The organism is Pedobacter psychroterrae, assembly GCF_004331695.1.
Taxonomy (GTDB): domain Bacteria; phylum Bacteroidota; class Bacteroidia; order Sphingobacteriales; family Sphingobacteriaceae; genus Pedobacter; species Pedobacter psychroterrae.
This window is the reverse complement of the sequence record NZ_SJSL01000001.1, coordinates 1,543,294-1,557,456: the sequence shown is the minus strand read 5'-3', so window position 1 is coordinate 1,557,456 and position 14,163 is coordinate 1,543,294. Positions and strand designations below refer to the sequence as shown.

At 37.3% G+C, this 14,163-nt stretch carries 23 protein-coding genes; all 23 read right to left on the bottom strand.

All coding sequences use genetic code 11. The features are described from left to right. Window positions 1-70 precede the first annotated feature (70 nt). On the bottom strand, window positions 71-1,990 hold the full coding sequence (gene dnaK / locus EZ437_RS06890) for a molecular chaperone DnaK (protein WP_131594502.1): 1,920 nt from the start codon (window positions 1,988-1,990) through the stop codon (window positions 71-73). A gap of 164 nt (window positions 1,991-2,154) precedes the next feature. Beyond that, window positions 2,155-3,369, bottom strand: coding sequence for a class I SAM-dependent methyltransferase (locus EZ437_RS06885; RefSeq protein WP_131594500.1), 1,215 nt, complete (start codon window positions 3,367-3,369; stop codon window positions 2,155-2,157). A 233-nt stretch (window positions 3,370-3,602) separates the two neighbouring features. Next, entirely contained in the window at window positions 3,603-4,160 is a 558-nt protein-coding gene (rplQ, locus tag EZ437_RS06880; protein ID WP_131594498.1) for a 50S ribosomal protein L17, read from the bottom strand. A 91-nt stretch (window positions 4,161-4,251) separates the two neighbouring features. Further along, window positions 4,252-5,244, bottom strand: coding sequence for a DNA-directed RNA polymerase subunit alpha (locus EZ437_RS06875; protein WP_131594496.1), 993 nt, complete (start codon window positions 5,242-5,244; stop codon window positions 4,252-4,254). A 79-nt stretch (window positions 5,245-5,323) separates the two neighbouring features. Further along, window positions 5,324-5,932, bottom strand: a complete 609-nt coding sequence (gene rpsD / locus EZ437_RS06870; RefSeq protein ID WP_131594494.1) for a 30S ribosomal protein S4 — start codon at window positions 5,930-5,932, stop codon at window positions 5,324-5,326. A 65-nt stretch (window positions 5,933-5,997) separates the two neighbouring features. Next, window positions 5,998-6,387, bottom strand: a complete 390-nt coding sequence (gene rpsK / locus EZ437_RS06865; protein WP_008244541.1) for a 30S ribosomal protein S11 — start codon at window positions 6,385-6,387, stop codon at window positions 5,998-6,000. A 22-nt stretch (window positions 6,388-6,409) separates the two neighbouring features. Beyond that, entirely contained in the window at window positions 6,410-6,787 is a 378-nt protein-coding gene (gene rpsM, locus EZ437_RS06860; protein WP_048907427.1) for a 30S ribosomal protein S13, read from the bottom strand. A gap of 82 nt (window positions 6,788-6,869) precedes the next feature. Continuing rightward, entirely contained in the window at window positions 6,870-6,986 is a 117-nt protein-coding gene (ykgO, locus tag EZ437_RS06855; RefSeq protein ID WP_008244551.1) for a type B 50S ribosomal protein L36, read from the bottom strand. Window position 6,987: 1 nt separating this feature from the next. Further along, window positions 6,988-7,206 (bottom strand): translation initiation factor IF-1, encoded by a 219-nt coding sequence (infA, locus tag EZ437_RS06850; RefSeq protein WP_048907428.1) that lies wholly within the window; start codon window positions 7,204-7,206, stop codon window positions 6,988-6,990. A 71-nt stretch (window positions 7,207-7,277) separates the two neighbouring features. Continuing rightward, window positions 7,278-8,063 carry a type I methionyl aminopeptidase gene (gene map / locus EZ437_RS06845; protein WP_131594492.1) on the bottom strand — a complete coding sequence of 262 codons (786 nt, stop codon included), beginning with the start codon at window positions 8,061-8,063 and terminating at the stop codon, window positions 7,278-7,280. A 5-nt stretch (window positions 8,064-8,068) separates the two neighbouring features. After that, window positions 8,069-9,403, bottom strand: coding sequence for a preprotein translocase subunit SecY (gene secY / locus EZ437_RS06840; protein WP_131594490.1), 1,335 nt, complete (start codon window positions 9,401-9,403; stop codon window positions 8,069-8,071). Window positions 9,404-9,406: 3 nt separating this feature from the next. Next, window positions 9,407-9,853, bottom strand: a complete 447-nt coding sequence (rplO, locus tag EZ437_RS06835) for a 50S ribosomal protein L15 (protein WP_131594488.1) — start codon at window positions 9,851-9,853, stop codon at window positions 9,407-9,409. Window positions 9,854-9,969: 116 nt separating this feature from the next. Next, on the bottom strand, window positions 9,970-10,149 hold the full coding sequence (rpmD, locus tag EZ437_RS06830; protein WP_131594486.1) for a 50S ribosomal protein L30: 180 nt from the start codon (window positions 10,147-10,149) through the stop codon (window positions 9,970-9,972). A 4-nt stretch (window positions 10,150-10,153) separates the two neighbouring features. Next, a complete protein-coding gene (gene rpsE, locus EZ437_RS06825; protein ID WP_131594484.1) occupies window positions 10,154-10,672 on the bottom strand; it encodes a 30S ribosomal protein S5 in 519 nt (172 codons plus the stop codon). 18 nt (window positions 10,673-10,690) lie between these two features. Continuing rightward, entirely contained in the window at window positions 10,691-11,044 is a 354-nt protein-coding gene (rplR, locus tag EZ437_RS06820; protein ID WP_068892467.1) for a 50S ribosomal protein L18, read from the bottom strand. Window positions 11,045-11,049: 5 nt separating this feature from the next. Next, the gene (rplF, locus tag EZ437_RS06815) at window positions 11,050-11,607 is read right to left on the bottom strand and encodes a 50S ribosomal protein L6 (RefSeq protein ID WP_131594482.1); all 558 of its coding nucleotides are present in this window, start codon (window positions 11,605-11,607) and stop codon (window positions 11,050-11,052) included. A gap of 18 nt (window positions 11,608-11,625) precedes the next feature. Next, window positions 11,626-12,024 (bottom strand): 30S ribosomal protein S8, encoded by a 399-nt coding sequence (gene rpsH, locus EZ437_RS06810; protein WP_131594480.1) that lies wholly within the window; start codon window positions 12,022-12,024, stop codon window positions 11,626-11,628. A 108-nt stretch (window positions 12,025-12,132) separates the two neighbouring features. After that, entirely contained in the window at window positions 12,133-12,402 is a 270-nt protein-coding gene (gene rpsN / locus EZ437_RS06805; RefSeq protein ID WP_131594478.1) for a 30S ribosomal protein S14, read from the bottom strand. After that, entirely contained in the window at window positions 12,402-12,974 is a 573-nt protein-coding gene (gene rplE, locus EZ437_RS06800; RefSeq protein WP_131594476.1) for a 50S ribosomal protein L5, read from the bottom strand. Before rplE ends, rpsN begins: the two co-directional genes overlap by 1 nt. Continuing rightward, window positions 12,974-13,312, bottom strand: a complete 339-nt coding sequence (rplX, locus tag EZ437_RS06795; protein WP_131594474.1) for a 50S ribosomal protein L24 — start codon at window positions 13,310-13,312, stop codon at window positions 12,974-12,976. Before rplX ends, rplE begins: the two co-directional genes overlap by 1 nt. Window position 13,313: 1 nt before the next feature. After that, the gene (gene rplN / locus EZ437_RS06790) at window positions 13,314-13,682 is read right to left on the bottom strand and encodes a 50S ribosomal protein L14 (RefSeq protein ID WP_008244575.1); all 369 of its coding nucleotides are present in this window, start codon (window positions 13,680-13,682) and stop codon (window positions 13,314-13,316) included. A gap of 1 nt (window position 13,683) precedes the next feature. Continuing rightward, window positions 13,684-13,938, bottom strand: coding sequence for a 30S ribosomal protein S17 (rpsQ, locus tag EZ437_RS06785; protein ID WP_008244576.1), 255 nt, complete (start codon window positions 13,936-13,938; stop codon window positions 13,684-13,686). A gap of 13 nt (window positions 13,939-13,951) precedes the next feature. Next, window positions 13,952-14,161: a 50S ribosomal protein L29 gene (gene rpmC, locus EZ437_RS06780; RefSeq protein WP_131594472.1), complete on the bottom strand. Its 210-nt coding sequence runs from the start codon at window positions 14,159-14,161 to the stop codon at window positions 13,952-13,954. Window positions 14,162-14,163 lie beyond the last annotated feature (2 nt).

Here is a 14,163-nt window from a genome sequence, read left to right as displayed (position 1 = left end):
CTTTTGCAATTAAAAAGAAAAGGCCCTGTCAAACGATCAGGGCCTTTTCTTTTTATAGGACTTATAACAATTACTTTTTATCGTCTTTCACTTCTTCAAAATCAACATCAGTAACATTATCTCCACCATCAGATGATTGTCCACCTGTATTTGGATCCGTGGCAGTACTTTCTGGTTGTGCGCCATCTTGTCCTGCTTTATACATTTCCTCTGAGGCAACATTCCAAGCATTTTGTAACTCTTCCTGAGCTGCATCAATGTCGGCAAAACTACGAGCTGTATGAGCGTCTTTAAGTTTCTGTAACCCAGATTCAATCGGCGCTTTCTTATCAGCAGAAAGCTTATCGCCAAATTCTTTTAGCTGCTTTTCTGTTGAGAAAATTAAAGCATCTGCGCTATTAATTTTGTCCGCCTCTTCTTTTTGTTTAGCATCCGACTCAGCATTTGCTTCAGCTTCTTCTTTCATTTTTTTGATTTCTTCATCCGTTAAACCAGACGAAGCCTCGATACGGATTTTTTGCTCTTTACCAGTAGCTTTATCTTTAGCACTTACGTGTAAGATACCATTCGCATCAATATCAAAAGCAACTTCTACTTGAGGCACACCGCGTGGCGCTGGTGGAATTCCATCTAAAATGAACCGACCAATAGTACGATTTGAAGCTGCCATAGGGCGCTCGCCTTGTAAAATATGGATTTCTACCGAAGGCTGATTATCAGCTGCCGTAGAGAAAGTTTCTGCTTTTTTAGAAGGAATAGTCGTGTTGGCTTCAATCAATTTAGTCATAACACCACCCATAGTTTCGATACCTAAAGAAAGCGGAGTAACATCTAATAACAATACATCTTTAACTTCACCTGTTAACACGCCACCTTGAATAGCTGCACCAATAGCTACAACCTCATCAGGATTTACACCTTTACTTGGCTCTTTACCAAAGAAAGCTTTAACAGCTTCTTGAATTGCAGGAATACGTGTTGAACCGCCTACTAAGATAATTTCGTCGATATCACCAACTTTTAAGCCTGCATTTTTCAATGCCGATTTACAAGGATCGATGGTACGTTTAATTAAATCGCCCGCCAATTGCTCAAATTTAGCACGACTTAACGTACGTACTAAGTGTTTTGGTCCGCTAGCATCAGCAGTAATGTAAGGTAAGTTAACTTCTGTAGAAGTAGTACTTGACAATTCAATTTTAGCTTTTTCAGCAGCTTCTTTTAAACGTTGTAATGCCATTGGATCTTTTGCTAAGTCCATGCCATTTTCGGTTTTAAATTCTTCTGCTAACCAATCAATTATGATATGGTCAAAATCATCACCACCCAAGTGCGTATCACCATCAGTTGATTTAACTTCAAATACTCCATCGCCTAATTCCAATACCGAAACATCATGCGTACCGCCACCACAGTCAAACACAACAATTTTCATGTCTTTGTGTGCTTTATCCAAACCATAAGCCAAAGCTGCTGCTGTTGGTTCGTTAATGATACGTTTAACTGTTAAGCCAGCAATCTCTCCGGCTTCTTTCGTTGCCTGACGCTGTGCATCATTAAAATAAGCGGGAACAGTAATGACTGCTTCTGTCACTTCATGACCCAAAAAATCTTCTGCTGTTTTTTTCATTTTCTGCAAGATCATTGCAGAAATCTCCTGAGGAGTATATTTACGATCGTCAATTTCAACACGCGGTGTATTGTTGTCGCCCTTAATTACTTTATAGGGTACGCGGCCTGTTTCTTTTGAAACCTCGGCAAAGCTACTTCCCATAAAGCGCTTAATTGATGAAATTGTTTTTGTTGGGTTAGTTATTGCCTGACGTTTTGCCGGCTCTCCCACCTTACGCTCACCATTCTCCGCAAAAGCAACAATGGATGGCGTAGTACGTTTACCCTCACTGTTGGCTATAACTACAGGTTCGTTACCTTCCATTACGGCTACGCAAGAGTTTGTTGTTCCTAAGTCTATACCAATAATTTTTGACATGCTATTTATCTCTGTTTATGTTATGAAATCTTATTATTTTACAACTGTTTAACAAGCAATGTGCCAATTGGTTTTTGGCAGATAATCCCTCTGATATGGAATAATTAAAGAATTTTATGTCCGAATGCTGTTACAGAAATGTGACAGTATGACAGAAACAAGACTCACATCAATTGTTCCTGCATCAAAAGTCTCTCCAAATGATGATAGCCGATTCCGAAATATGTTTTAGTTTCCAAAATCTTTTGTTTTATTTCCTGCTTTTTAGTTTCCAGATTTTTACTTTGGTCCTGATCAGCTGATTTAACACCAACAACTAACACATTCTTGGGTGTATGTGCATCTGATATGAATTCAAAAATCTTGGTCTTGTAGCCAAAATATTCCAGGATCAGGGCGCGGATCCCATCTGTTACCATTTCCGCTTGCCGCTCCATAAATATCCCGTATTTTGTCAATACGGAAATTTCATTTTTAACCTTATGTTTTTCCATCTCACGCCTGATCTGTTTATGACAGCAAGGAGCTACGACAATCAATTTGGCACTAGCCTTAATACCTTTAAATATCGCATCATCCGTAGCCGTATCACAGGCATGCAGGGCAATTAGCAAATCAATAGCTGAGACCTCATAATTTTCTATAGTTCCCTGAACAAAATCCAGTTGTTTAAATCCTGATTGCTTGGCTATAGCATTACACAAGAGTACCAGGTCCTCTCGATATTCTACTCCTGTAACTTTAATAGTTTCCTTTAGTACATTTTGCAGATAATCATAAAGCGCAAAGGTCAGGTATCCCTTACCCGATCCCATGTCTACTACCTGCTTAATAGTACCTGCCGGCAATTCTTTGATAAGACTATTTAAAATTTCGATATATTGATTAATCTGCCTGTATTTATCCTGGGCATTCTTAAAAATATTCCCTTCTGAATCGGTTAGTTTAAGCTCAACCAAATATGGCTTTCCGCTGGCCTGTATCAACCGCTTCTTCTCCTTATTGTGGGATAAGTCTGGGGTAACTGCCTTGCTAAGCATCTGTTCCCGCATAGAAATCTGCTGGTTTTTCCCATGCTCCAAAATAACTTCCTTTTCCGTGGTAAACAATGTGGCTATCTTAAAATCATTGCTCATAAAATGTCCTACCAAAGTAATGCCCTCAGCTACAGGAAAGTTTTTAATGATATCACGTGACTTGTAGCGATAAGTAAATGACAGCATATCTGTTCTCTTGATCTTTACCCTTCTAACATAAATATTCTTTAATTCCTTCTCGTTCCCCTGATAATTACCGAGAGAAATTTTAACAAATACATTAGATGAAATGTTATTTGCAAGCTGATCTATAAATTGCTGTAAATGGCGTTGATTAGACATGAGATTTGATTATAGGACAAAGGTACCTTTTTAGAAAATGAATAGTAAATTAGCTTTATGGAATCACTTTCTTTGTCGTCACTTTAGGCACCATATGACATTAAAACCACGTAGAATAAACAATATGCTAAAGAAAGAAACAAGGCTAAAACTACTTCAACCTGTTAAGAATAACAAAAGACCCTGACCGATATCGGTCAGGGTCTTTTGTTATAATGTCAGCAAATAAATATTTATTCGCCTTTATCCTCTTTTGTTTCTTCAACAGCAGGTGCCTCAGGTGTAGCATCTTCTTTAGCAGAAGTCTCGGCTTCAACTGTTGCTTCAGCAGTCTTTTCAGCTTTAGCAGCAGGAGCATCAGCCTTTTTAACTTTGCTTCTTCCACGACGGGTTGTTTTCTTCTCAGCCGATTCAGCTTCCTTACCGTAAACCTCATTATAATCAACCAATTCGATCAATGCCATTTCAGCATTATCACCTAAACGATTATTTAATTTAATGATTCTGGTATAACCACCTGGACGGTTAGCAACTTTCGCTGCAATGTCCCGAAACAATTCGGTTACCGTTTCTTTATCTTGTAAGTAGCTAAATACAATACGACGAGAGTGTGTAGTATCATTTTTAGATTTAGTGATAATTGGTTCAACATACATACGCAACGCTTTCGCCTTAGCTAACGTAGTTGAAATTCTCTTATGTTTAATCAACGATGAAGCCATGTTAGCCAACATCGCCTTACGATGTGAATCTGTTCTTCCTAAGTGATTTACTTTTTTACCGTGTCTCATTTTTCAATTTATTCAGTGTATACCGTCTCTTTAAGTTATTTGAGGGAATTACACACTATTAACAATATGTTATTTATGCTTTTATAGCTTATTATTCTTCGTCCAATTTAAATTTAGACAAGTTCATTCCAAATGATAAACTCTTAGATTTAACCAGTTCTTGTATCTCTGTTAAAGATTTCTTACCAAAGTTTCTGAATTTCAACATGTCAGCTACATCATAAGAAACAAGATCTGCCAATGTACGTATATCAGCTGCTTTCAAGCAGTTCAATGCACGAACTGACAAATCAAGATCAACAAGTTCAGTTTTAAGGATTTTACGCATATGCAAAATTTCCTCGTCAACTTCTTTAGTCTCTTCTTTTGCCTGAGATTCCAATACTAAGTTTTCATCAGAAAACAACATAAAGTGCTGAATCAAAATCTTCGCAGCCTCCTTTAATGCCTCCTCAGGATGAATTGAACCATCCGTTGAAATATCTAATATTAGTTTTTCATAATCTGTTTTCTGTTCAACACGATAATTTTCAATCGTATATTTCACATTTTTCATTGGAGTAAAGATCGAATCAATAGCAATAACTCCAACTACAGCGTCATTAATTTTATTTTCTTCTGCAGGTACATAGCCCCGTCCTTTGTTAATGGTTAGCTCAACTTCTAAAGTAACCGCTTTCTCCATGTTACAAATAACAAAATCCGGATTAAGAACCTCAAAGTTTGTAGAAAATTTAGTGATATCTCCTGCAGTAAACTGCTCTTGACCATTCACCACGATAAAAACTTTCTCAGAATCACCAGAATCTCCTACTTTTTTAAAACGTACTTGCTTTAAGTTAAGAATAATCTCAGTTAAATCCTCTACTACTCCTTTTATGGTAGAGAATTCATGAGATACACCAGAAAAACGAATACTTGTAATGGCATAACCTTCCAATGAAGAAAGCAATATTCTTCTCAAGGCATTACCAATTGTTACACCGAAACCGGGCTCTAAAGGACGAAATTCAAATATACCATCGAAATCAGTCGACTTCTGCATGATTACCTTATCGGGTTTCTGAAATGCTAAAATTGCCATTTATAATGTTTTTAGATCGTTATTAAAATTTTGTAACGCAATTTGACTAATTGTCAATAGACAATTAGTCACAAATATATTACTTAGAGTACAGCTCTACTATAAGGTTTTCTTTGATGTTCTCTGGAATCTCATCACGGTTTGGATAAGCGAGGAATTTCCCAGTTAATTCATGTGCATTCCAATCCAGCCAATTAAATTTATTGACTACTCTTCCTGCTACTGAATTTGTGATTGCCTCCAAAGTTTTAGACTTCTCACGAACTGCAACCACATCACCAGCCTTTAATTGATATGAAGGAATATTTACTACCTCACCGTTAACTGTTACGTGTTTATGGCTAACTAACTGACGGGCAGCCGAACGTGTGGTAGCGATACCTAATCTGTAAACAGTATTATCTAAACGAGCTTCCAATAATTGCAATAAGTTATCACCGGTAATGCCTTCACGAGAAGAAGCTTTAGTAAATAAGTTACGGAACTGGCGCTCCAATACACCGTATGTATATTTAACCTTCTGCTTTTCCATCAACTGAACAGCGTATTCAGATTGCTTACCTCTTCTTTTTGAAGCCCCATGTTGTCCAGGAGGATAGTTCTTTCTGTCTAAGACCTTGTCAGGGCCGAAAATTGGCTCTCTGAACTTACGCGCGATTTTGGATTTTGGTCCTGTGTATCTTGCCATTGTTTTTTGTTTTAAAGTATCTTACAACCTAAAGCTGTAGACTCTTAGCTTTAAAAATTAATAAATTAAACTCTTCTCTTCTTAGGAGGACGACATCCATTATGTGGAAGCGGTGTAATATCTTTGATTGAGGTAACTTCAATACCCGAAACCTGCAATGTTCTAATTGCAGACTCACGGCCTGAACCCGGACCTTTTACAAAAACTTCTACTTTACGTAGCCCTAAGTCAAATGCTACTTTACCACAATCAGATGCAGCTTGGCCTGCAGCATAAGGAGTGTTCTTTTTAGAACCCTTAAATCCCATTTTACCTGCAGAAGACCATGAAATAGTTTGACCATTGTTGTTTGTTAAGGTAACAATGATATTGTTAAAAGTAGCATTGATGTGAGCCTGACCTACAGACTCAATAACAACAATACGCTTTTTGGTAACTTTTTTACTCTTAGCCATAATTATTATTCAGTACTAAATTTTATTTAGTAGCTTTTTTCTTGTTAGCAACTGTTTTTCTCTTGCCTTTACGAGTACGAGAATTGTTCTTAGTGCGCTGACCACGTACTGGCAAACCTTTCCTGTGACGTAAACCACGGTAACAACCGATGTCCATTAAACGCTTTATGTTTAACTGAACTTCCGACCGCAAAGCGCCTTCCACTTTTACGCCGTCGTTGATAATTGTACGGATAGCCGATAATTCATCGTCAGACCAGTCCTGTACTTTTTTGCTTAAATCGATACCTGCCTCTGTTAATATACGTTGTGCAGTTGATCTGCCTATTCCGAAGATATAAGTCAATCCAATTTCGCCTCTTTTGTTTCTTGGTAAATCAATACCTGATATCCTTGCCATATTTATACTAAATGTTGATTATTTGATTAAACGACAGATTGAGTAACCTGTACATTCAATCCAATCATACTTCAATAATTTCTTAACCTTGACGTTGCTTAAATTTAGGGTTCTTCTTGTTGATTACGTAAAGTTTACCTTTACGACGAATAACCTTACAATCAGCACTGCGCTTTTTAATTGATGACCTAACTTTCATTTTATTTATATCTATAAGTAATCCTGCCTTTTGATAAATCGTAAGGCGACATCTCTAATTTTACTTTATCTCCGGGCAAAATTTTGATGTAGTGCATCCTCATTTTTCCCGAAATGTGAGCGATAATCTCATGTCCATTCTCCAGTTCGACCCGAAACATAGCATTTGATAACGCTTCCTTTATTACACCGTCTTGTTCAATTGAGGCTTGTTTAGCCATATAATATTGATTTTTACTTAATTAGCTGCTATTAAACAGGGACGCAAAATTAAATAAAAAATTTTAATTATTTACCTTTTTTCTGTTAAAACTTCTTCAATTAATGAAAAGGTTGATAAAACATCTGCCTTCCCCTTTTTTATAGCAACCGTGTGTTCAAAATGTGCTGACGGTTTATTATCCTTTGTCGTTACTGTCCAACCGTCAGACCAAAACTTAACTCCTGCAACCCCGGCATTTATCATTGGCTCTATCGCTATCACCATTCCCTCCTCTAGCTTGACACCACTACCTCGTTTGCCATAATTTGGGACCTCAGGCTTTTCATGTAATTTAATTCCAACTCCATGTCCCACTAGTTCCCGTACAACCCCAAATCCATTAAGCTCTGCCAAATTTTGAACAGCAAATCCAATATCTCCTATTCGAGATCCTACTACCGCTTTCTCTATTGCTAACTGCAAACACTTTTTTGTTATATCAACCAGCTTTGCCTTTTCCGGATCAACTTCACCTATAGAAAACGTGTAAGCAGAATCACCATAATAGTCATTTTTAATAACACCACAATCTACAGAGATCAGATCTCCTTCCCGTATCACATATTCTCCAGGAAAACCATGGACTACTTTTTCATTAGGTGATATACACAGAGAATAAGGAAATCCATTATAGTTTAAGAAAGCTGGCATTGCGCCATTGTCTTTTATAAAAACATAGGCAAGTTCATCCAATTTCTTTGTAGTCATTCCTGGCTCGATTACTTTAGCTATCTCAGCTAAAGTTCTTGAAACCAACAACGAACTCTCCCTTATTAACTCAATCTCTTCTAAAGACTTGTAATAGATTTTTGACATCTAAATTAAATAACTGCATTGCTACCACTAGTAGCAGGAATTCCTGTTCTGCCAGTTACTCTGCCGGTTTTCATCAATCCATCATAATGACGCATTAACAAATAACTTTCGATCTGTTGCAATGTGTCTAAAACTACACCTACCAAAATTAACAGGGAAGTACCTCCATAAAACTGTGCAAATTCTGACTTAATACCAAATTTCACGGCAATAGAAGGAAGAATCGCTATGATAGCTAAAAAGACAGCCCCAGGAAAGGTAATCTTAGAAATCACATCATCTATAAAAGAAGAGGTAGACAAGCCTGGCTTAATCCCCGGAATAAAGCCTCCGTTCTTTTTCATGTCATCAGACATCTGTGTCGGATTTACAGTAATAGCAGTATAGAAAAATGTAAATGCTATAATTAAAAATGCAAACGTCAAACTATAAGCCAGAGAAGTATAATCACTAAACTGAATTAACCAGGTGTTTTGTAAAGATGGGAAAAATTGGGTGAGCGTAGCTGGGATAAACATCAATGCTTGTGCAAAAATGATAGGCATTACACCTGCAGCATTCACCTTTAAAGGAATATACTGTCTTACTCCGCCAAACTGTCTGTTGCCTACAATTCTTTTTGCATATTGTACAGGCACTTTACGTACACCCTGTACAATCATAATAGTAAACATCACTACTGCAAATAAAGCTACTATTTCAATCAGTAGTGCTAAAGGCCCGCCTTCCCCACCAAATCTAGAAGTAATTTCCTGATATCCAGCGACAGGTAAACGAGCAATAATGCCGACCATAATGATCAAAGAAATACCATTACCAATACCTTTGTCTGTTATTTTCTCACCTAACCACATTACGAATAACGTTCCCGCTGAAAGTACAAACGTAGATAACACAAAGAATAATGTGTGATCGATTATAATTGCTTCTTGCGGCACCTGAGTTTTAACATATCCTACTGCCTGAACTGCTGTAATCGCTACTGTTAGGTATCTCGTAATTTGATTCAGTTTATTCCTTCCGCTTTCACCTTCCTTTTGCATTTTCTGAAACGAAGGAACTGCAATACCCAATAGCTGCACTACAATTGATGCTGAAATATAAGGCATAACCCCCAAAGCCAATATAGAAACCCTTGAGAAAGACCCTCCGGCAAACATATCCAAAAGCCCTAAAAGGCCCGACTTTTGATTATCACCCAACAGATTTGCATCAACACCAGGTAAAACTATGTGCGATACGAATCTATATACTAAAAGAATCATAAGCGTATATACTATACGCTCTTTCAATTCTTGAATTTTCCAAATATTACTTAAAGTAGTAAACAGCTTCTTCATTAATTACAATTTTTCGATTGAGCCTCCAACAGCCTCAATAGCTTTTTGTGCGGTTGCAGAAAAAGCATGTGCTTTAACTTCTAATTTAGATTTAACTTCACCACGACCCAAAATCTTAATCAGATCGTTCTTTGATGCCAAACCATGTTGTTGTAAAGTAGCGAAATCTATACTTGTTAAGCTAAATTTCTCCGCTAAACCTTGTAATACGTCTAAATTAACACCAACATACTCAACCCTGTTGATCGGCTTAAAACCTACTTTAGGCACACGACGCTGTAAAGGCATTTGACCACCTTCAAATCCAATCTTTGTAGAATGTCCTGAACGGGATCCAGCACCTTTATGGCCACGCGTAGAAGTACCGCCACGACCAGAACCAGTACCACGACCAATTCTTTTACTATTCTTAGTAGAACCTGTTGCAGGTTTTAGATTACTTAAGTTCATTTTTTGAAACTCATTGTGCTACCCTTCGCTTTCACTAATCAGGGTAACGGTTAAACAATTTATAAAGGCTGCAAATGTAGTCATATAACTTACATTTACAACCCTTACTATAATAATTATATACTCTCGATGGCAATTAAGTGATTCACTTTTCTTACCATTCCGATAATTGCGGCATTTGCTTCTACTTCAACACTCTGGTTCATTTTAGTTAAACCTAAAGCCTGCATAGTTCTCTTTTGGCGCTCGCTTCTATCGATAATACTTTTTATCTGAGTTATTTTGATCTTCGCCATAATATTATCCGTTAAAAACTTTATTTAAATCTACACCACGCTGTTGAGCGATGGTATAGGCATCACGCATTTTAGTTAAAGCATCCACAGTTGCCTTCACCACATTGTGTGGATTTGATGAACCTTTTGATTTTGCCAATACATTATGCACACCTGCACTTTCCAATACAGCACGCATCGCACCACCGGCAATAACACCGGTACCTACTGCAGCTGGCTTGATTAAAACAAAACCACCTGAAAATTTACCGATTTGCTCATGTGGTACAGTTCCATTCAATAAAGGAACTTTAACCAAATTTTTCTTTGCATCATCAATCCCTTTCGCAATTGCTTCTGTTACTTCTTTCGCTTTACCTAAGCCGTAACCTACGATTCCGTTTTCATCCCCAACAACAACGATTGCTGAGAAGCTGAAAGTACGACCACCCTTGGTTACTTTAGCTACACGTTGTATACTAACTAAACGATCTTTTAATTCGATTTCGCTAGTCTTAACTCTTTTTATATTGATAGTTGACATTCTTATCCTATTTTCAGATTAAAATACTAAACCAGCCTCGCGAGCACCTTCTGCCAACGATTTAACACGTCCATGGTATAAATAGCCATTTCTATCGAAAACAACTTCTTTAACACCAGCCGCAATTGCTTTTTCAGCAACAAGCTTTCCAACAGCTACCGATTGCTCAGATTTGTTGCCTGTACCTGAAAAATCCTTTGATAAAGATGAAGCTGATACAATTGTACTACCGGTTACATCGTTAATGATTTGAGCATAAATACCTTTATTGCTTCTATAAACCGATAAACGTGGACGGCTTTCGGAACCCGTCAATCTTTTTCTGATTCCTTTTTTTATACGATCTCTACGAGATAATTTTTTCCCTGCCATGATGATTATTTTTTAGAAGCTGATTTACCTGCTTTTCTTCTTAACACTTCGCCTACAAACTTAATACCTTTACCTTTATATGGCTCCGGAGCACGTAATGAGCGTATTTTTGCCGCTACCTGACCGATCAGTTGTTTGTCTATACTTTCCAAGATAATCTTAGGAGTCTGACCTTTTTCTGAAGTTGTTGTTACTTTAATCTCTTCCGGCAATTGGAACACATAGTGGTGTGAATAACCCAATACAAGATCCAGGGTATTTCCCTGATTAGTAGCGCGATAACCCACACCTACTAATTCCTGCTGAATTTTGTAACCTTCTGTTACACCAATAACCATATTATTCAACAAAGAACGGTACAAACCGTGCAATGCCTTGTGTCTTTTTTGTTCAGATGGACGTTGTACACTTAATACGCTGTCTTCCTGACTTACAGTGATATCTGAATCCACTGCTTGAGTTAATTCTCCTTTTGGTCCTTTTACTGTTACTATATTATCTTTAGAAACTGTAATTGTTACACCAGCAGGAACATTAATTGGGGCTTTTCCTATTCTTGACATTTTGTTATCCTCCTTTAATTAATAAACGTGACACAAAACTTCGCCACCAATGTTCAGTCTGGCTGCTTCCTTGTCAGTCATTACACCTTTCGATGTAGACAGGATTGCAATACCTAAACCATTTAATACTCTTGGCATATTTTCTACGCCGGCATATTGCCTTAAACCTGGTTTGCTAATACGTACTAACGTGCGAATTGCAGGAATCTTAGTAATTGCATTATATTTCAATGCAATTTTAATAATACCCTGAGTTGTAGTATCTTCAAATTTGTAGTTAGCAATGTAACCTTTATCGAAAAGTACTTTAGTAATTTCCTTTTTAAGGTTTGATGCAGGAATCTCTACAATTCTATGATTTGCCTTGATGGCATTTCTTACTCTTGTAAGATAATCTGCTATTGGATCTGTATTCATTTTTATATAGTTGTGATAGTGGTTTCCTTCCCGACCCATTCGGGACGACCTTCCATCGGTTAATTATAATTGTTACTTAAGACTTTACTTAAGTGCAAAGAAGCTGTATTACCAGCTTGCTTTTCTAACTCCAGGTATTTTACCTGCCAAAGCCATATCGCGAAATGTAACCCTTGATATACCAAAAGTACGCATATAACCACGAGGACGACCAGTTAATTTACAACGGTTGTGTAAACGTACTGGTGATGAGTTCTTAGGTAACTTATCTAATCCTTCATAATCACCTGCAGCTTTCAATTCTGCACGTTTATCTGCATATTTAGCCACCAATTTTTGGCGCTTAACTTCGCGAGCTTTTACTCCTTCTTTTGCCATTATTGCTCTGTTTTAGGTGTTTGGTTTTTAAACGGTAATCCAAATTGCTTTAAAAGTTCCAATGCTTCAACATCAGTAGTAGCGGTAGTCACAAAAGTGATGTCCATTCCTAAAATCTTACTGATCTTATCAATATTAATCTCAGGAAATATGATCTGCTCAGTAATACCCAAAGTGTAGTTACCTTTTCCATCAAAACCTTTATCATTGATACCTTTGAAATCACGGATACGAGGCAAAGCTACGGAAATTAAACGATCCAGAAACTCATACATATTGTTATCACGCAATGTTACACGTACACCAACCGGCATACCTTTACGCAATTTAAAGTTTGAGATATCCTTTTTAGATTTTGCACCCACAGCTTGTTGACCTGAAATCGTGCTCATTTCTAAAATAGAGCTGTCCATAATCTTCTTGTCGGTTACGGAGAAACGACCAACACCCTGGTTGATTGCTATTTTCTCTAACTTAGGAACCTGCATAACGCTTTTGTAAGCGAACTTATCCTTAAGGGCAGTTACAATCTCCTCTTTATATTTACTTTTTAATCTTGGTACGTAAGCCATTATTTGATCTCCTCTCCTGATTTTTTACTAACCCTAACTAATTTCCCATCAGCATTAAGCTTTCTGCCAACGCGTGTAATCTCACCTGATTTAGGATCTATTAACGCCACATTAGAAATATGAAGAGCAGCTTCTTTTTTTATGATACCACCATTTGGTGTAGCAGCATTTGGTTTTGTATGTTTTGATACAAGGTTCACACCTTCTACAAGTATCCTGCTTTTGGTAATCAATACCGAAAGCACTTTACCTTGCTGGCCTTTTGAATCGCCGGCTATAACCTTTACTAAATCACCTTTACGGATTTTTACTTTTGGTGTAGTTATTTTATTTTTCATTTTATAATACCTCCGGTGCTAATGACACAATTTTCATGAATTGTTTTTCACGCAGTTCTCTTGCTACCGGGCCAAAAATACGTGTACCGCGTGGCTCATCTTGTGCATTTAATAATACTGCTGCATTGTCGTCGAAACGGATGTAAGAACCATCTTTGCGTCTGATCTCTTTCTTCGTCCTTACAACAACTGCTTTAGAAACTGTTCCTTTCTTAATGTTACCAGAAGGCAATGCACTTTTAACGGTAACAACGATTTTGTCACCAATAGAAGCATATCTCTTTCCAGTACCACCAAGTACACGGATAACCAATACTTCTTTTGCGCCGCTATTGTCGGCTACGTTTAATCTTGATTCCTGTTGTACCATGTTATTTAGCCCTTTCTAAAATTTCCACTAATCTCCAGTTCTTGTTTTTACTCAGCGGACGAGTCTCCATGATCAGTACTGTATCTCCAATACCGCAATCGTTTTTCTCGTCATGAGCCATAAATTTGGTAGTTTTCTTAACAAACTTACCATAGATCGGGTGTTTCACTTTACGTTCTACCGCCACAACAATAGATTTTTCCATTTTGTTGCTTACCACCAACCCGGTTCTTGTTTTTCTTAATTGTCTTTCCATTTCGACTCTAAAGTTATTTAGTTTCAGTAGCAGACTCAGCTTTACGCTTAGTCACTTCAGTATTTAATCGGGCTATATCTCTTCTTACTTTTTGAATGCGCGAAGGATTTTCTATAGCCGAAATTGTATGAGCAAATTTTAACTTAACTAAGTTTTCTTTTTCTTCTGCAATCCTGGCTACTAGTTCTTCTTTTGAAAGCCCTGTGATTTCTGAGTTCTTCATTT